Origin of the sequence: Thauera phenolivorans, assembly GCF_001696715.1 — a bacterium.
In the GTDB taxonomy this organism is placed as follows: domain Bacteria; phylum Pseudomonadota; class Gammaproteobacteria; order Burkholderiales; family Rhodocyclaceae; genus Thauera; species Thauera phenolivorans.
The window spans coordinates 276,680-294,576 of sequence record NZ_MBFM01000005.1; the positions used below are offsets into that span (position 1 = coordinate 276,680).

The following is a 17,897-nucleotide window of genomic DNA, read 5'->3' on the forward strand; positions in this document are numbered from 1 at the left end:
CCGGCGCCAGGGCGAGGACGTAGGGCAGGGCGAGCTCGCCGAAGATCGCGCCCACGTACTTGTCGGGGATCAGCAGGAACAGCAGCAGGTTGAAGCCGTGCAGCAGGAGGCCAAAGCCGAGCAGGCGCACCGGCGCGCGGGTCAGGCGCCCGTGCGTGACCGCCGCGCGGTAGGCCAGGCCGGCGGTCACCGCGGCGAGGATCACGATGGTGCCGACCAGGGCGCCGTCGCCGCCGAGGGCGAGCCGGTAGGCGCCGGCGATCGCGCCCCCCAGCGCACCCACCAGCGGGCCGCCGAACAGCGCCGCCATGCTGAGCGCCACCGCGCGGCCGTCGAAGATCACGCCGGGCGCGATCTCGATCGGGATCATCATCCCCACCACCGCGATGCCGCCGAAGATCATGCCCGAGCCGATCTGGGCCGCCAGCGCGCTGCGACGCCACACGCGAAGGTTGAGCCCGTGCAGCAGGCTGAGCGCGAGAAGCAGCGCGGTGGCTTCGAGCAGGTCGAGGAACATGCGCGGGAGGGCCGTTAGTGGGTGGGCGGGTCGCTTCCGGGGATGGTACTGCGCCCGCGCCCGCGGCGCCCGACGAAAACCGCTGGCTGCCCCCGATTGCGGGTGCACGGCGCGCCGCCCGATAATCGCCGGCATCAGCCACACCCGCGAGAGGCGTCACGATGGCAATCGATTCCCGCGACCTGGACGAGAGCGGCCTGGTGATCGGGGCGTCGCCCGAACGCTTCCGCGCGGTGGCGATGCCCTTGCTGTTCGACCATCTGAATGCCCAGTGCGAGGGCACGATCGCGGTCAATCGCCAGGCGCGGATCGTGTGGATGAGCGAGAAATACGCGCACAAGCTCGGCATCGACGACCCGACCAGCGTGCTCGGGCGCGAGATCGAGGAGGTGCTCCCCGCGAGCCGGCTGCGCGAGGTGGTCGACACCGGTCAACCCAGCCTGCTCGACCTCATGCCGTTCGGCAGGGAGCACTTCGTCGTCACCCGCATCCCGCTGCGCGCGGAAGACGGTAGCGTGGTCGGCGCGCTCGGCTATGTGCTGTTCGACCGTGCCCGCCACCTGAAACCGCTGATGGAGAAGTACAGCCGCCTGCAGGCGCAGCTGGCGGCGACCGAAAAAGCCCTGCTGCAGGCACGACGCGCGCGCTATACGATCGCCGGTTTCATCGGCACCAGCGCGGCCGCCAACGAGATCAAGCGCCAGGCACGCCGCGCCGCACAGCTCGACGCCACGGTGCTGCTGCGCGGCGAGACCGGCACTGGCAAGGAGTTGCTCGCGCAGGGCATCCATAACCTGTCGGCACGCGCCGGTGGCCCCTTCGTCGCGGTGAACATGGCCGCGGTGCCGGAAAACCTGGTCGAAGCCGAACTGTTCGGCACCGCGCCGGGCGCCTTCACCGGTGCCGAGCGCAGGCCGCGGCTGGGCAAGTTCGAGCTCGCCAACGGTGGCACCCTGTTCCTCGACGAACTCGGCGAGCTGCCGCTCGCGCTGCAGGCCAAGCTGCTGCGCGTGCTGCAGGAGCAGCAGGTGGAGCCGCTCGGCTCGAACCAGGTGCGTCCGCTCGACGTGCGGGTGATCGCGGCCACCCACGTCGACCTCGAGGCGCGGGTGGCCGCCGGCAGCTTTCGCGACGACCTCTACTACCGGCTCAACGTGCTCACCCTGCGTGTGCCCAGCCTGCGCGACCGGCGCGAGGACCTGCCTGCGCTGGTCGAGTACCTGCTCGACGACATTGCCGCCCGCTCCGGCCAGCCGCCGCTCGAACTCGGCGCCGATGCGCTCGCCGTGCTCGCGGCCCAACCCTGGCCGGGCAACGTGCGCCAGCTGCGCAACCTGCTCGAACGCGCCCAGCTCGCCGCCGAGGGCGCGCCGCTCGATGCGGGGGCGGTGCTCGAGCTGCTCGGCGGCATGTCGGCGGCGGCGCCCGCCGCCGGTCCGCCCGCCGTCGCGCCGCGCCAGCCGTCGACGCCGTCGCCGGCTGGCGCGGCCGAGCCGCTGTCGGCCAGCCTCGCCCGCGCCGAGCGCGCGGCCCTCCTCGCCGCGCTGCAGGCCTGCGCCGGCAACCGCCGCCAAGCCGCGAGCCGGCTCGGGATCTCGCGGGCGAGCCTGTACGCCAAGCTGGCGCAGCACGGTATCGGCCGCTGAGCCGTCCTTGTCCAGATATCTGGACTGCGCTTGGCGGAATGTCTCGATTTCTGGATATGTCCAGAATTCTGGAGTATGGCGCCGTGCCTTCGCCCGCGCCGAGCGGTCATGTCATTCGGCATAAAGCGGATGAATGACGCAATCAGCAAAGGCGTTCCGTCCGCCGCCGGCAGGTGCCCCGCGGCGCCGCTAGCCTCACTGCAGCGAGTTGGCACATTGCTTGCTAAGAGTCCTCCGCCGCCCGCCGCGCCGGCGGTCGAGAGGCGCATACCCAATAACGAGGAGGAGAAGCCCCATGGGCACCCTAGGCATTCTTGTTTCACTCGCGCTGCTGATGTATCTCGCCTACCGCGGCATCAGCGTCCTGCTGCTTGCGCCCTTGCTGGCACTGTTCGCCGTGCTGATGTCGGGCGAGGCGGCGATGCTGCTGCCGACCTACACCCAGGTCTTCATGAAGGCGATGGGTGGCTACGTCATCCAGTTCTTCCCGCTGTTCCTGCTCGGCGCGCTGTTCGGCAAGCTGATGGACGACTCCGGCTCGGCGCGTGCGATCGCCCATGCGATCGTGGCCAGGGTGGGCAGTCATCGCGCCATCCTCGCCATCGTGCTCGCCTGCGGCATCCTCACCTACGGCGGCGTGTCGCTGTTCGTGGTGGCCTTCGCGGTGTACCCGATCGGTGCCGCGCTGTTCCGCGAGGCGGGCATCCCGAAGCGCCTGATCCCCGGCGCGATCGCCCTCGGCTCCTTCACCTTCACGATGACCGCGCTGCCGGGCACGCCGGCGATCCAGAACGCGATCCCCGCCCCCTTCTTCGGCACCGACGCCTTCGCCGCCCCCGGCCTCGGTCTGATCGGCGGCCTGATCATGTTCGGCCTCGGCTCCTGGTGGCTGAGCGCCCAGGCCCGCAAGCTGATGGCCGCCGGCGAAGGCTACGGACACCACACCGGCGAGCCGGATAGGGAGGATCCGAACGCGCCGCGTCCCGGCTTCTGGGTCGCCCTGCTGCCGATCCTGGTGGTGATCGGTCTCAACTTCCTGATGGCCAAGCAGGTGCTGCCCGCGATCGACACCAGCTATCTCGCCAAACCGGAGTTCGGCGGCCTGCAGGACGCGCGCTCGCTGATCGGCATCTGGGCGATCATCGTCGCGCTGTCGGCGGCGGTCCTGCTGCTGGTGGCGATGCACTGGACGCGCTGGGCGAACCTGATGAAGACGGTCAACGAAGGCTCCTTCGGCTCGATGCTGCCGATCCTCAACACCGCCACTGAGGTCGGCTATGGCACCGTGATCGCCTCGCTCGCCGGCTTCGTGGTGATCCGCGACCTGGTGCTCGGCATCGCGCCGGGCAACCCGCTGATCTCGGAAGCGGTGGCGGTGAACGTGCTCGCCGGCATCACCGGCTCGGCGTCGGGCGGCATGTCGATCGCGCTCAAGACGCTCGGCGCGGAATACCTTGCCATGGCCAACGCGGCCGGGATCAGCCCGGAGCTGTTGCACCGCATCGCAACGATGGCCTCCGGCTGCATGGACTCGCTGCCGCACAACGGCGCGGTGATCTCGCTGCTGGCGATCTGCCGCCTGACCCACCGCGAGTCCTACGGCTTCATCGCGATGAACACCGTGGTGTTCCCGCTGATCGCGCTGGCGGTGGTGATCACCCTCGGCACCCTGTTCGGCAGCTTCTGAGGACGGACGTGATGAGCAAGGTGATGACGGCCGCGCGCGCGGTGGCCCGTATCGGCGACGGCGCCACCGTCGCCACCGGCGGCTTCGTCGGCATCGGCTTCGCCGAGGAGGTCGCGCTCGCGCTCGAGCGCCGCTTCCTCGACGAGCAGGCGCCGCGCGGCCTGACCCTGGTGTATGCCGCCGGCCAGGGCGACGGCCGCGGTCGCGGCCTCAACCATTTCGCCCACGACGGTCTGGTGCGGCGGGTGATCGGCGGCCACTGGGGGCTGGTGCCGGGGCTGCAGAAGCTCGCGGTGGACAACCGCATCGAGGCCTACAACCTGCCCCAGGGGGTGATCTCGCAGCTGTTCCGGGATATCGCCGCCGGCCGTCCCGGCCAGCTGTCGCGGGTCGGGCTGGGCACCTTCGTCGACCCGCAGTTCGGCGGCGGCAAGCTCAACGCCTGCACGCGCACCGAGCTGGTGCGGCGGATGCGGGTGGACGACGAGGACTACCTCTTCTACCCGAGCTTCCCGATCGACGTCGCGATCGTGCGCGCCACCAGCGCCGACGAGGACGGCAACCTGAGCATGGAGCGCGAGGCGCTGACCATCGAGAGCCTGGCGATCGCGATGGCGGCGCGCAACTCGGGCGGCCTGGTGATCGCCCAGGTCGAGCGCGTGGTGGCGCGCGGCTCGCTGAACCCGCGCGAGGTGAAGGTGCCCGGCATCCTGGTCGATTGCGTGGTGCCGGCAGCGCCCGAAAACCACGACCAGACCTTCGCCACCGCCTACGATCCGGCCTTCGCCGCCGAGATCCGCGTGCCCGCCGACGCTCATCCGCCGCTGGCGCTCGACGTGCGCAAGCTGATCGCGCGCCGCGCCGCGCTCGAGCTGCGCGCCGGCGCGGTGGTCAATCTCGGCATCGGCATGCCCGAGGGGGTGGCCGCGGTGGCCGCCGAGGAGGGCGTCGGTGAGCGCATGACGCTGACCGCCGAGCCCGGCGTGATCGGCGGCATTCCCGCCTCGGGGCTGGACTTCGGCGCCGCGCGCAACCATGTGGCGCTGATCGACCAGCCCTACCAGTTCGACTTCTACGACGGCGGCGGGCTCGACATTGCCTTCCTCGGCCTGGCGCAGGCGGACGCCGCGGGCAACGTCAACGTGTCGCGCCTCGGCGACCGCCTGGCGGGGGCGGGCGGCTTCATCAACATCAGCCAGAATGCGCGCGAGGTGGTCTTCGTTGGCACCTTCAGCGCCGGCGCCCAGGACATCCGGATCGAGGACGGTCGCCTGCGCATCGTGCGCGACGGCAGCGCACGCAAGTTCGTCAACATCGTGGAGCAGCGCACCTTCGCCGGCCGCCTCGCCGCGGCGCGCGGACAGAAGGTGCTCTACGTCACCGAGCGCTGCGTGTTCCGGCTCGACGGCGAGGGGCTCGAGCTGGTCGAGGTCGCGTCCGGGGTGGACATCGAGCGCGACATCCTCGCGCGCATGGATTTTCGCCCGCTCGTGCGCGCGCCGGCGCCGATGGCGGCCGCGCTGTTCGCCGACGGCCCGATGGGGCTGCGGACGCGGCTCGCCGGCTGAGCGCGGTTCGCTTCGGTGGCGGTGCCGGAGGGTGCACGGTCGCTGCCGCTGGTCTATGTTGAAAGCCGGCGGCACGCCGTTTCCGTTCGCGCGCCGCCAACGCCGGGGTGTTGACACGACGGGACAGTGGCGCGCGCATTCATGGAGGAGACATCCATGTTCACACGCACCCTGCTCGTCACCGCGCTGATCGGCGCCGGCCTCGTCGGCGCCGCCGCGCTCGATGGCCAGCGGAGCGCGCGCAGCACGCAGGACGCCGCGGCCCTGGTCGGCCTCGGCCAGCCCTATTGCACCGTGCAGCGCGCCGATCCGCAGACCCGCACCTTCTTCCGCCTCGCGCTGGCGGCCGCCGACGAGGCGGCGCCGCCACGCACCGAGGTCGGCCCCTTCAGCCGCGCCATCGCCGACGCGGCGGCGATCGCGCAGGCCGACGCCGACCCGGCGCTGCGCGGGGATCTCGGCAGCCTGCATTACCCGATCACCACCGCGGTGCCGCTCGCCCAGCGCTATTTCGACCAGGGCCTGCGGCTGAGCTATGCCTTCAACCACGGCGAGGCGCTGCGCGCCTTCCGCAAGGCGCGCACGCTCGATCCCGATTGCGCGATGTGCTACTGGGGCGAGGCCCTGGTGCAGGGGCCCAACATCAACGCGCCGATGGCGGCGAGCGCGGTTGCACCCGCCTTCGCGGCGGTGAGCCGCGCCCGTGCGCTGGCAGCCGGCGCGAGCGCGAAGGAGCAGACGCTGATCGGCGCGCTCGCCGAGCGCTACGCCGCCAGCGTGCCCGATGCCGAGCGGCGCGCCGCGCTCGATCGCGCCTATGCCGAGGCGATGCAGCGGGTGGCCGCGCGGCATCCGGACGACGTCGACATCAGCCTGCTGACCGCCGAGGCGCTGATGGATGTGCACCCCTGGGACTACTGGGAAACTGGCGGCTTCGTGCCGAAGGGCGCCACCGCCGAGATCATGCAGCGGCTCGAGGGCGCGCTCGCGCAGGCGCCCGATCACCCCGGCGCGATCCACTTCTACATCCACCTGACCGAGAGCTCGAGCGATCCCTCGCGCGCGCTGCCCCATGCGCGCCGCCTCGGCCGCCTGATGCCGGGCGCCGGCCATCTGGTGCACATGCCCTTCCACACCTACTACCGGGTCGGCATGTACAAGGAGGCGGTGGCCGCCAACCGCGAGGCGGTGAGGGTCGACGAGGCCTACATCGCGCGCGCCGCGCCCACCGGCATCTACCCGATGGCCTACTACCCGCACAACGTGCATTCGCTGATGGCCTCGGCGCAGATGGCGGGCGACGGCGACACCGCGATCGAGGCCGCCGGCAAGCTCGACGCGATCGTCTCCGCCGCGGCGGCGCGCGAGGTCGCCTGGGTGCAGCCGATCAAGGTCGCGCCCTATTTCGCCCATGCCCAGTTCAGCGCGCTGCCGACCATCCTCGCGCTGCCGGATCCCGGCGCCGAGCTGCCCTTCGTGCAGGCGATGTGGCACTACGCGCGCGGCGTCGGCCTGGCGCGCGCCGGCGAGCGCAGCGGCGCCACGGCGGAAGCCGAGGCGATCGCCCGCATCGGCGCGGCGAACGCGTTCGCCGACCTTGCCGCTGCGGTGGTGCCGGCGAAGGCGGTGCTGCAGCTGGCCGAGCGGGTGGTGCGCGGCCGCATCGCCCAGGCCGGCGGCGAGCACGCGGAGGCGGTGCGACACTTCGAGGCGGCGGTGGCGATCGAGGACGGGCTCGCCTACACCGAGCCGCCCTACTGGTATTACCCGACCAGGCAGTCGCTCGGCGCGGCGCTGCTGCAGGCCGGCGACGCCGAGCGCGCGGAGGTGGTGCTGCGCTCCAGCCTGGCGCGTGCGCCGAACAATGGCTGGGCCCTGTTCGGCCTCATGAAGGCCTACGAGCGGCGCGGCGATCGCGCCGGCGTGCGCGTGGCCGGCCGCCTGCTGGAGCAGGCCTGGATGGGGAAGGACGAGCTGCTCGAGCTCGGCCGCCTGTAGGCGGCGGGGGTCAGCGCACGGCCGCGAGGCGGGCGAGCTGGCGGTCGTGCGCGCGGGCGAGCAGCGCGAGCGCGGCGCTGGCGCCGATCAGCGCCCACAGCATGTCGGCCTGGGTGTCCCACGGGTCGCCCTGGGTGCCGAGGAAGTCCACCGCGCCGCCGCCGAGCAGCAGCGCTGCCCACCACTCGACCAGCTCGTAGAAGGCGCTGATCGCCAGCGCGACGCAGACGCACAGGAAGGCCGCCATCGGCCCGCGGGCGACGAAGGCGCCGCGCAGCAGGATCTCGCGTGCCACCAGCGCCGGCACGAAGCCCTGCATGAAGTGGCCGAGCTTGTCGTAGGGGTTGCGCGCCAGCCCGAGCAGTTCCTGCAGCCAGGCGCCGAGCGGCACCCGCGCGTAGGTATGGGCGCCGCCGTAGATCAGCACCAGCGCGTGCAGCGCGATCAGCAGGTAGAGCAGGGGGGTGAGCGGGAAGCGCGCGCGGGTGAGGGCGAGCACCGGCAGCGCGATCAGCACCGGGGCGACCTCGAGCAGCCAGGTGCCGCGATCGTGGGGGGCGACGCCCGAGGCGACGAGCGCGACGATCACCGCGAGCGCGAGCGCGATCGGCAGGGCGGTCCGTGGTGCGGCCGGCGCGCACTGTGGCTCGACGCTCATCGCAGGCGGTCGTGCGCGGGCGTCGACTCCCAGCGCATCAGGTATTCGCGCAGCGCCACCGCGTTGTTGTATTCCTCCTCGCGCGCACCGTAGAGCAGGGTTACCGGGCGCGGGCCGGCGATCAGCGCGCGCAGCTCGGCGAGCGCGCCGGTCGCCGGCTCGGCGCCGAGTTCGGCGAAGTAGCGGCGGCGGAATTCGTCCCAGCGCGCCGGGTCGTGCCCGAACCAGCGCCGCAGGCCGGCCGAGGGTGCGAGCTCGCGCAGCCAGTGGTCGACCGCCGCATCCGCCTTCGCGAGGCCGCGCGGCCAAAGGCGGTCGATCAGCACCCGCTCGCCGTCGTCGGCGGACGCGGGTTCGTAGACCCGCTTGATCTGAAGCTTCATCCCCGTTCTCCCTGCCTGCGCACGATCGCTTCGACCAAGTATAGACGGGGCTTGACGGCGCCCCGGCGACGGTGCGAGCTTAGACGCGAATCCGCATGGCAGGGATTTCGATCCGACAGAGGGGATCGACGATGCGCGAGAAGGAACTCCGGTTGGCACTGGTGCTGTTCGGCGGCGTCTCGCTCGCCATCTACCAGCACGGCATCAACCGCGAGGTGCTCAACCTGGTGCGGGCCTCGCGCGCCTATCACGACGCCCCCGACGGTGCCGCCAAGCAGGATCCCGGGCGCGATTATGCCCGCGCCACCGGGGTGGAGCGGGTCGACGACGACGCCCTGACCGCCACCGTCTACTTCGACCTCCTCAAGCGGCTCGGCCGCACGATCGACCTGCGCGTGCTCGCCGACGTGATGTCGGGCGCCTCGGCCGGCGCGATCAACGGCATCGCGCTCGCGCGCGCGATCGCCCACGACCTCAGCCTGGCGCCGGTCACCACGCTGTGGCTCGAGCAGGCTGACATGCAGCGCCTGATCGCGCCCGAGGCGCGGGCGAAGACGTGGGACAAGTGGTACTTCCGCCCGCTGCTGCGGCCGGCGCTGGCCTGGATGCGGCGCGAGGGCATGCTGCCGACCGCCGCCGACCGGGAGATGGTCGACCGCGTGCTGACCTTCGTGCGCTCGCGCTGGTTCAGCCCGCCGCTCGACGGCACGATGCTGAGTACCGTGCTGCTCGACGGCCTGCTCGCGATGGAGGTGCCGGACCGCCCGCCGCGCTCGCTGCTGCCCTCCGGCACCCGCTTGTCGCTCTCGGTGACGGTGACCGACTACCGCGGCATCGAGAAGACGGTGTTCATCCACGACCCGCCGATACTGCGCGAGCGCGAGTACCGCCACCAGCTCCGCTTCGCCTGCGACCACCGCATGAGCGGCGCGCTCGACAGCGACTTCGGCCTCGACAACGCGCCCTCGCTAGCCTTCGCCGCGCGCGCCTCGGCCTCCTACCCCGGCGCCTTCCCGCCGGCGCGGGTGCACGAGATGGACGCGCTGCTCGCCGCGCGCGGCTTGGCGTGGACGACGCGCGCGAACTTCCTCGAGCGCAACTTCGCCCACTATCGCGAGCAGGGCATGAACCCCGAGGATCTCGTGCTGCTCGACGGCAGCGTGCTCGACAACAAGCCGATCACCGCGGCGGTGCACGACATCCGCGCGCATCGCGCCTTCCGCGAGGTCGACCGGCGGCTGATCTTCATCGACCCGCATGCCGACCCCCACGTCGGGGGAGACGCCGATGCCGGGTCGCCGGGCTGGTTCGAGACCCTGCGCGGCGCGCTCTCCGACCTGCCGCGCCAGCAGCCGGTGCACCACGAACTCGCGGAGATCGCCCACTTCAACCGCCAGATCCGCCGTCTCAAGGAGGCGATCGCGCAGACCCGGCCGCAGGTCGAGGCCCTCGTCGACCAGGCCACCGGCGGCGCCCTCGGCGCGCCCTTCACCATCGAGCAGCTGCGCCACTGGCGGCTCACCTCGACCAACCTGATGGCGACCACCCCGGTGGTCTACAACACTTGGTGGCGGGCGCTCGTGCTCGAGGCGGTCGACTATCTGGTGGGCCTGCTCGCCGAACTGTGCCGCTACCCGCGCGAGTCGCCCGCCGAGCGCTGGCTGCAGCAGGTGGTCGAGGCCTGGGCGGTGCGCAACGAGGTGCTGCGCGCCGAATACCGCATCGACGATCAGGTGCGCGAGAACGCCGACATGCCGCGCTTCGCCCTTGTCGTGATCCGCTTCGGCATCGAGTACAAGCGGCGGCGGATCAACTTCGTGCTGCACGAGCTCAACGACCTGTACCAGCAACTCGTGCTCGATCCCGCCTGCGCCACCCCGGCGGTGACCCTCGACGCGGTGAAGGCGGAGATCCACGCCTGCCTCGACGCGCTCACCGTGTATGACAACGCCGGCTTCGTCGATGCCGCCGGCGCGGCCGAGGCGCGCGCCCTGCTGCGCCCGGGCGCGGGGCAGCCGGGCGAGCCGCCGCCCGCCCCGGCCGAGGCCTTCGCCGCAGCCCATGACGCCGCCCTCGGCGAGCTGATCGAGCGCATCGGCGCGCAGTCGTCCATCGGCGAGGCCAACGCCGCGATGGATGCGGTGCTGGCCTCGGCGCGGGTGCAGATGATCGAGCCGGGTTGCCGGCGCAAGCTGCTGACCGCCTACCTCGGCTACTTCCACTGGGACGTCATCCTGCGCCCGGCGCTCGGCGCGCTCGCGCTCGGCGCCGGTCCGCTCGAGGAGGTCCTGGTCGATCGCATCAGCCCCGCCGACGCCGTCAGCCTGAGCGCGGTCGGCGAGGGCCGGGCGGTCCTGTTCGGCACCGCCTTCGGCAGCTTCGGCGGCTTTCTCAGCCGCATGGCGCGCGAGAACGACTACCTCTGGGGCCGGCTCCACGCCGCCGACCGCCTGGTGGGGATCGTCGCCAGCACCGCCCCCGCCGAGGCCGGCCTCGACGCCGCCGAGCTGGGCGCGCTGCGCAAGCGGCTGTTCGAGGCCATCCTCGCCGAGGAGGGCGCGCGGCTGCAGGCGGTGCCCGACCTGCTCGAGCGCGTGCGGCGCGCGGTCGCGGCGCTGTGAGTCGCCACCACCGCCCCGGGTAGCAGCGGCGAGCGCCGCGTCACCGCCATCATCGCGGCGATCACCGCGTGCGCGCCGGCAGCGACGGCAAACGTCGCTTCGTCGCGCGGCAAGCGCGCCGGCTTGGTAAGATCGCGCCCCATGCGCGCACACCTTCACCGCCCCCTCCACGACCGCCTTCACGCGCCGTTCTCGGCGCCGCGCGCCGGAGCGCGCCATGTCTGAGCAGCTCGCGCTCGGCCTGCGCGACATCGCCGCGCTCGGGCAGATCTTTACCCCGGAGACGGTGGTGCGGGCGATGCTTGCCCTGCGCCGCAACCAGGGCCGCGTGCTCGAGCCGTCCTGCGGCGACGGCGCCTTCCTGCGCCACCTGCCGGGGGCGGTCGGGCTCGAGCTCGACCCCGACCACTGTCCGCCGGGCGCACGGGTGATGGACTTCTTCGCCTATCCCGAGCGCGAGGCCTTCGACACCATCATCGGCAACCCGCCCTATGTGCGCTTCCAGGACATCCCGGCCGCCACCCGACGGCTGATCGATGCCGGACCCTTCTCCGCTTGGGCCGACGGCCGTGCCAACCTCTACCTGTTCTTCATCGCCAAGTGCGTGCGCCAGCTGAAACCGGGCGGCGAGCTGATCTTCATCACCCCGCGCGACTTCCTCAAGGCGACCTCGGCGGTGAAGCTCAACCGCCTGCTGTACGAGGCCGGCAGCATCACCGACGCGATCGAGCTCGGCGACGCGCGGGTGTTCGCCGACGCGGTGCCTAACTGCCTGATCTGGCGCTTCGAGAAGGGCCGGCGCGAGCGCACGATGCGCTACGCGGCGATCGGCAACGGCGACGCGCTCGCCGCCGCGCTCGCCGCCCCGGCCTGGCAGCCGCGCCACTTCCTCGAGTGCGGCGGCCACCTGATGTTCGTCCGCGGCGACTACCCGCTGCGCCTGGCCGAGGTCGCCTTCGTCAAGGTCGGCGCGGTGTCGGGGGCGGATGCGCTGTACGCCGACCCGGTGCGCGGCAACCGCGACTTCGTCTGCTCGTCCACCGTGAGCAGCGGCGAGACCCGGCGCATGATCTGGAGCGAGCCGGGCGAGCCGCCGCCGCCGGCGCTGCTGCCGCACAAGGCGCGCCTGCTCGCCCGCCGGGTCGCCCGCTTCGGCGAATCGAACTGGTGGATGTGGGGCCGGCAGCATTTCCGCAGCGCGCGTCCGCGCGTGTATGTGAACGGCAAGACGCGCGTCGCCCGGCCCTTCTTCCTGCATGCCTGCACGGACTACGACGGTGCAGTGCTGGCGGTCTTCCCGCACCGCACCGACGTCGCGCTCGAGGCCTTCCGCGACGCGCTCAACCAGGTCGACTGGGCCGAGCTCGGCTTCGTCTGTGACGGCCGCTTCCTGTTCACCCAGCGCAGCCTCGAGAACGCGCCGCTGCCGGCGGCCTTCGAGGCCTTCCTGCCCCCGCCCATGGCGGCCTGAGCATTGCAAGCGGGCCTCACCCACGCGATCCCCGACGCCACCCTGCGCTGGCTCGCGGCGGTGCCGGCCGGGCGCCCGGTGGCGCTGCTGCTGCGCCACTCGGTGCGCGACGCACTGGCACCGCGCGAGCTCGGCTATGAGCGTCCGCTCAATGCCCACGGCGAACGGCTGGCGCAGGCCCTCGGCGTACGCCTGAAAGGCCGGCTGCGCAGCCTGCACACCAGCCCGCTGCAGCGCTGCGTGCACACCGCGGAGGTCCTGCGCGAGTCCGCGGGCGCCGCCATCGCGATCGTCGAGGACCGCTTCCTCGGCGATCCCGGCGCTTACGTCCTCGATCGCGAGCTCGCCGGCCACAACTGGAAGACGATGGGCAGCGAGGGGATCATGGCGCGCATGGCGGCGCGCGACGAAGGCCTGCCCGGCACCCGCCCTCCCGACGAGGGCGCGGCCATCCTGCTGCGCCACATGCTCGACGTCGCCGGCGAGACGGCCGGGCTGCACGTCTTCGTGACCCACGACATCCTGCTCGCGATCACCGCTGCGCGCCTGCTCGGCGCGCCGCAGGGCGAGCCGCGCTGGCCGCGCTTCCTCGAAGGCGCCTTCTTCTGGCGCGACGCCGCCGGCCTCAACGCCGCCTATCGCGAGGCGCATCGCAGCGATCTCGCCGAGCCGCCGCCGCTCGCGCCGCCGGCGCCCTGAGCCTTCAGCCCCCTTCGGTTCTCCTCAGCCTTGCTCGCCGCGCGCGGCGAGGTAGATGCCGACCAGCAGCAGCGCGAAGCCGACGAACTGCAGCGGCGCGAAGCCCTCGCCGAGGATCAGGAAGGCGAGCAGCGCGCTGCCCAACGGCTCGCCGAGGGTGACCACCGCCACGAAGGTCGCCGACACGTAGCGTAGCGACCAGTTGTAGGCGGTGTGGCCGAGCAACTGGGGGCCGAGCGCCATCGCCAGCAGCACCAGCCAGGCGGTGCCCGAGTGGGCGAAGAGCGCCGCACCGCCGACGCCGCTGGCGGCGAACAGGAACAGCGCCGCCGCGCCGTAGGCGAGCCAGATGTAGGCGGGCAGGCCGAGCCCGGCACGCAGCCGGCGTCCGATCAGCAGGTAGGCGGAGAAGCACCAGCTGCCGACGAGGGCGAGCAGGTTGCCGAGCAGCGGATCCGTGCCGGGCGCCGCGCTGCGGCTGTCGCTCCAGAAGATGAACAGGCTGCCGGCGAGCGACAGCAGGATTCCGGCCGTCATCATGCGGCTGGGGGTGTCGCGGAACAGCAGGAAGGAGGCGAGCCCGATCCACAGCGGATTGGTGGTCACGAGCGCGGTGCTCGAGGCGACCGAGGTGTATTCGAGCGAACTGATCCAGGTGGCGAAGTGCAGGGCGAGGAAGAAGCCGGCCGCCAGCGCCATGCCGAGCTGGCCTGCGCGCAGGCGGGCGAGCTCGTGGCGCGCCTGCAGCAGCGCCACCGGAGTGATGATCAGCGCCGCGAAGCCGAGCCGCCAGGTCGCCACCGCGAGCGAGCTCACCCCCTCGGCCTGGGCGACGCGGGCGAAGATCGCGCCGAAGGAGATCGCGACGAGGCCGACACCGAGGACGACGAAAGGCAGCCAGCGGGCGGGAGCGGGGGAGGAGGACATCGTGGACAGATGGCGCCGGGGGGACGCCGGAGTTGCGCGGAGGCCCGATTATCGCAGCACGCGCGCCCGCCGCTCAGGTTCCGGTGGCGAGCAGCGCCTCGCCCGCGACCACGACGCGGTTGCGTCCCCGCGCCTTGGCCTCGTAGAGCGCCGCGTCGGCGCGCGCGAGCAATTCCGCCACGCGGTCGCCCCGCCGGTATTCGGCCACGCCGCAGCAGGCGGTGATCTCGAGCGCGACCTCGTCGAGCATCACCGGCGTGGACGCCACCAGGCGGCGCATGCGCTCGGCCATCTCGCGCGCGCCGTCGCGGCCGCGCTCGGGCAGCACGATGACGAACTCCTCGCCGCCGAAGCGTGCGACCCAGTCGATGTGCTCCCGCACCGACTGCATCAGGCGGGCGACGATCTCGCGAAGCACCTGGTCGCCGGCGTCGTGGCCGAAGCGGTCGTTGATGCGCTTGAAATGGTCGAGGTCGATGAAGACCACCGACAGCGGGCGCAGGTAGCGGAAGCTGCGCTCCATCTCGGCGGGCAGATGCTGGTCGAGATGGCGCCGGTTGTAGCAACCGGTGAGGGGGTCGGTGACCGACAGGCGCTTGACCTCGTCGACCACCTCGTTGAGCTGGCGGGTGCGCTCGGCGACGGTCTCGTCGAGCGAGTCGATGTGATGGCGCAGGTCGGCCTGCAGGCGGCGGAAACCGGCGACGACGAGGTCGATCTCATCGACGCCGCGCGTCCGCCGGCGATCGATCGTGAGCGGCTGGGCGAGCTGCTTGGGCTGCAGCGAGGCGGCGAAGCGGGCGATCTGCTGCAGCGGGTCCTGCAGCTCGCGGCGCAGGATCCAGATCACCGCGAGGCAGATCAGCAGGGTGAACGCCAGGTAGTGGATGACCACCTCGGTCACCTCGCTCACCATCTCCTCGCGGAAGCGGTTGCGGTTGGCGACGATCTCGAGCGTGCCGACCTGGCTCGCGCCGTCGTTGGCGAGGATCTCGAGCACGATCGAGGTGCCGGTTTCGGCGCGCGCCTCGTCACCGGCGACGAAGCGCCCGCCGATCGCGGCCTCGACCTTCACCCAGCCGATCTCCGGCCGGTTCGCCAGCCAGTCGACCTGCGCCTGCACCGCCTGCACCTCGATGTCCCGCAGTGCGCCCGACAGCGTCTGCAGGCCGCTGTCGGCGATCGTGTGCACGGTATGGTCGAACTCCTCGCGTACCTCGCTGTAGGCGAGCAGCGCGCTCAGCCCGCCCATCCCCAGCATGCACAGCGTGGCGACCAGTACGATGCGGCGGATGAGGGTGTAGGCAAGCGGGCGAAAGCCGGGCGGCGGGGGCATGGTGGCCAATGTGCGCTCAGCGCAGCATCCTCGCAAAATCGAAGTTGTAATTCTTGATGTGCGGATCGAGCGTCCTGCGGTGGCAGCGGTAGTCGATCCGCGGCGCGTGTGAGCCGAAGACGCGCTCGACGCCCGGCCCGAGGAGGATGCGTGGCACGGGGTACGCTCGCCAGGGAGCCCGGTATTCCGGGACGATCGAAGAATTATCGCCCCGCGCGGCGGGCGAGGGAAGGCGGCGGTGCGCCGGCGAGCGTGCGCCTCAGTAGACGAAGGGCAGCAGCTTGCGCACCCGTCGCTGGTAGTCGGCGTAAGCGGGGAAGCGCTGCACCAGCCACGCCTCCTCGCGGCGCGACTTGATGTCGAAGAAGACGAACAGCACCACCGCCCAGGCGAGGGTCAGCGAGCCCTGCACGAACAGGGCCCAGCCGAAGGCGGTCAGCAGCACGCCACAGTAGATCGGATGGCGGACGAGGCGATACAGGCCGTGTTCCACCAGGCGGGCCCCGTCCCGCGGGTAGGGGAGCGGCGTCAGATTCGTGCCGAGGTGCAGCGCCGCCGCCAGCGACATGGCGATGCCGGCGACGATCAGCATCCCGCCCGTCCAGCCTGCGGCGGTCGCGAGCCCCCGCGGCCAGGGCGGCAGGCCGAAGCCGGTGCGCGGGCCGAACACGACCAGCGCGAACAGCAGGCCCTGCAGCACGACGTACCATTCGCCGCGCCGTCCCTTCCACCAGGGGTGCCGGGTGTCCGCCATGGCGCCCTCAGCCCAGTTCCGGAAGCGGGTACTTGCGCGCGAAATAGCCGTAGGCGCGGCGCAACTCGTGCTCGCGCTCGAAATCCGATCGCCTCACGGCCTCGGCGATCTGGTCGCGGAACATGTGGTGCAGGGTGAGAATGCCGTGCCGGCTGGCGAGGAACTGGCGGGTGAGCGTGACGGCTCCGGCGTCCGACAGGCCGGTCGCGCGGTGCACCGCCGCCACCGTTTCGTGGTCGAGCTCGATGAAGTCGCGCAGGTCGGTGATGGAGAGCATGGAGGGGGCCTTGGGCGGCGGGCCGGCCGGGCTGCCGGCGCCTGACAATCGTTGAGGTGACAGCGTGCCACGGCTTCGTTACGGCTGCCACCGGCAGCGGTGCGCACCTCAGCCAGGCGCGCCGCCTGCCGGAGCGATCGGGCGCATGGTGTAAGATTCCCGCCACTCCGATGGCCGCGCCGCGGCGGATGCCTGTCCGCCCGGTGCGCGCTGCCTTGCCCCCGACCGGTGACGCCATGACACGTGCCCTGAAACTCGCCTTCATCCTCGATCCGCTCGCCGGCCTCAAGCCCTACAAGGATTCCACCATCGCGATGATGCGCGCCGCCGCTGCGCGCGGCCACCAGGTGTGGACCATCCAGCGCGCCGCGCTGACCTGGCGCGACGGCGTGGTCATCGCGCGCGCGCTGCCGATCCGCCTCACCGAGGACGACGCTCCCTGGTACGAGATCGACGGCGACGAACTGGCGCTGCCGCTGACCTCCTACGACGCGGTGCTGATGCGCCAGGACCCGCCCTTCGACTTCGAGTACGTCACCGCCACCTGGCTGCTCGAGGCGGCGAAGGAAGCCGGCGCGCGGGTGTTCAATGACCCGGCGGCGATCCGCGACCACTCCGAGAAGCTGGCGATCACCGAATTCCCGCAGTTCACCGCCACCTCGCTGGTGGCGCGCGACGCGGTCGACCTGCAGGCCTTCATCGACGAGCTCGGCGACGTCATCCTGAAGCCGCTCGACGGCATGGGCGGCAGCCAGATCTTCCGTGTGCGCGCCGACGACCCCAACCGCAACGTCATCATCGAGACGCTCACCGCCGAGGGCGCGCGCACGATCATGGCGCAGCGCTACCTGAAGGAGATCGCCGAGGGCGACAAGCGCGTGCTGCTGATCGGCGGCGAGGTCGTACCGTTCTCGCTGGCGCGCATCCCGGCCGCCGGCGAGACCCGCGGCAACCTCGCCGCCGGCGGCCGTGGGGTGGCGATGGCGCTCAGCGCGCGCGAACGCGCGATCGCAGAATACCTCGCCCCCATCCTGTGGGCGCGCGGGCTGCTGATCGTCGGCCTCGACCTGATCGGCGGCCACCTCACCGAGATCAACGTCACCAGCCCCACCTGCATGGTCGAGATCGCCACCCAGAAGGGCTTCGACGTCGCCGGCCTGGTGATCGACAAGCTGGAACAGGCCTGCGCCTGATGGGGATGGCGTCCCCGAGGCGGGGGCTGGCCCCGCTTCTGCTTCTGCTCGCCACACTGCTGGTGCTCGCCGGCTGTTCGCGCGCGGAGGTCTTCCGCAAGGAGGCCTACGTCTTCGGCACCCGGGTCGACCTCTCGGTCTACGGCGACGACCCGGCGGCGG

Annotated in this window: 16 protein-coding genes; 8 read left to right on the forward strand and 8 right to left on the reverse strand. The window is 71.8% G+C overall.

Annotation, left to right across the window (positions count from 1 at the left end):
• A partial coding sequence (locus BB334_RS17720; RefSeq protein WP_332835035.1) for a LytS/YhcK type 5TM receptor domain-containing protein occupies window positions 1-517 on the reverse strand: 517 nt, incomplete at its 3' end.
• 161 nt (window positions 518-678) lie between these two features.
• Here BB334_RS17720 and BB334_RS14335 point away from each other — a divergent pair.
• The 4 genes from BB334_RS14335 (at window position 679) to BB334_RS14350 (ending at window position 7,416) form a co-directional block, all read left to right on the forward strand.
• Window positions 679-2,163, forward strand: a complete 1,485-nt coding sequence (locus BB334_RS14335) for a sigma-54 interaction domain-containing protein (RefSeq protein WP_068809180.1) — start codon at window positions 679-681, stop codon at window positions 2,161-2,163.
• A 295-nt stretch (window positions 2,164-2,458) separates the two neighbouring features.
• Window positions 2,459-3,850 carry a GntP family permease gene (locus BB334_RS14340; RefSeq protein ID WP_068809181.1) on the forward strand — a complete coding sequence of 464 codons (1,392 nt, stop codon included), beginning with the start codon at window positions 2,459-2,461 and terminating at the stop codon, window positions 3,848-3,850.
• Between the two features lie 11 nt (window positions 3,851-3,861).
• Window positions 3,862-5,418 carry an acyl CoA:acetate/3-ketoacid CoA transferase gene (locus BB334_RS14345; RefSeq protein WP_068809182.1) on the forward strand — a complete coding sequence of 519 codons (1,557 nt, stop codon included), beginning with the start codon at window positions 3,862-3,864 and terminating at the stop codon, window positions 5,416-5,418.
• Between the two features lie 156 nt (window positions 5,419-5,574).
• Complete coding sequence (locus BB334_RS14350) at window positions 5,575-7,416, forward strand: tetratricopeptide repeat protein (protein ID WP_068809183.1); 1,842 nt, start codon at window positions 5,575-5,577, stop codon at window positions 7,414-7,416.
• Window positions 7,417-7,426: 10 nt separating this feature from the next.
• Here BB334_RS14350 and BB334_RS14355 read toward each other — a convergent pair whose 3' ends face one another.
• A complete protein-coding gene (locus BB334_RS14355; protein WP_068809184.1) occupies window positions 7,427-8,074 on the reverse strand; it encodes a DUF2238 domain-containing protein in 648 nt (215 codons plus the stop codon).
• Window positions 8,071-8,457, reverse strand: a complete 387-nt coding sequence (locus BB334_RS14360) for a DUF488 domain-containing protein (RefSeq protein ID WP_068809185.1) — start codon at window positions 8,455-8,457, stop codon at window positions 8,071-8,073. The genes BB334_RS14355 and BB334_RS14360 overlap by 4 nt, the downstream gene beginning before the upstream one ends.
• A 131-nt stretch (window positions 8,458-8,588) precedes the next feature.
• On the opposite strand from BB334_RS14360, the gene BB334_RS14365 reads away from it, so the two are divergent.
• From BB334_RS14365 to BB334_RS14375, 3 genes are all read left to right on the forward strand, one after another.
• The gene (locus BB334_RS14365; RefSeq protein ID WP_068809186.1) at window positions 8,589-11,078 is read left to right on the forward strand and encodes a patatin-like protein; all 2,490 of its coding nucleotides are present in this window, start codon (window positions 8,589-8,591) and stop codon (window positions 11,076-11,078) included.
• A 217-nt stretch (window positions 11,079-11,295) separates the two neighbouring features.
• Window positions 11,296-12,549: an Eco57I restriction-modification methylase domain-containing protein gene (locus tag BB334_RS14370; protein ID WP_068809187.1), complete on the forward strand. Its 1,254-nt coding sequence runs from the start codon at window positions 11,296-11,298 to the stop codon at window positions 12,547-12,549.
• Between the two features lie 3 nt (window positions 12,550-12,552).
• Window positions 12,553-13,248 (forward strand): histidine phosphatase family protein, encoded by a 696-nt coding sequence (locus BB334_RS14375; RefSeq protein ID WP_068809188.1) that lies wholly within the window; start codon window positions 12,553-12,555, stop codon window positions 13,246-13,248.
• 24 nt (window positions 13,249-13,272) lie between these two features.
• Here BB334_RS14375 and BB334_RS14380 read toward each other — a convergent pair whose 3' ends face one another.
• The 5 genes from BB334_RS14380 to BB334_RS14395 form a co-directional block, all read right to left on the reverse strand.
• Window positions 13,273-14,175, reverse strand: a complete 903-nt coding sequence (locus BB334_RS14380; protein WP_068809189.1) for a DMT family transporter — start codon at window positions 14,173-14,175, stop codon at window positions 13,273-13,275.
• A 73-nt stretch (window positions 14,176-14,248) separates the two neighbouring features.
• Window positions 14,249-15,511 (reverse strand): GGDEF domain-containing protein, encoded by a 1,263-nt coding sequence (locus BB334_RS14385; protein WP_068809190.1) that lies wholly within the window; start codon window positions 15,509-15,511, stop codon window positions 14,249-14,251.
• 16 nt (window positions 15,512-15,527) lie between these two features.
• Complete coding sequence (locus BB334_RS18245; RefSeq protein ID WP_158014420.1) at window positions 15,528-15,668, reverse strand: hypothetical protein; 141 nt, start codon at window positions 15,666-15,668, stop codon at window positions 15,528-15,530.
• 102 nt (window positions 15,669-15,770) lie between these two features.
• A complete protein-coding gene (locus BB334_RS14390; RefSeq protein ID WP_068809191.1) occupies window positions 15,771-16,265 on the reverse strand; it encodes a methyltransferase family protein in 495 nt (164 codons plus the stop codon).
• A gap of 7 nt (window positions 16,266-16,272) precedes the next feature.
• Window positions 16,273-16,542 carry a hypothetical protein gene (locus tag BB334_RS14395; protein WP_068809192.1) on the reverse strand — a complete coding sequence of 90 codons (270 nt, stop codon included), beginning with the start codon at window positions 16,540-16,542 and terminating at the stop codon, window positions 16,273-16,275.
• A 236-nt stretch (window positions 16,543-16,778) separates the two neighbouring features.
• Between BB334_RS14395 and gshB the strand changes: the two genes are divergently transcribed.
• Window positions 16,779-17,735, forward strand: coding sequence for a glutathione synthase (gshB, locus tag BB334_RS14400; protein ID WP_068809193.1), 957 nt, complete (start codon window positions 16,779-16,781; stop codon window positions 17,733-17,735).
• Window positions 17,736-17,897: the final 162 nt, after the last annotated feature.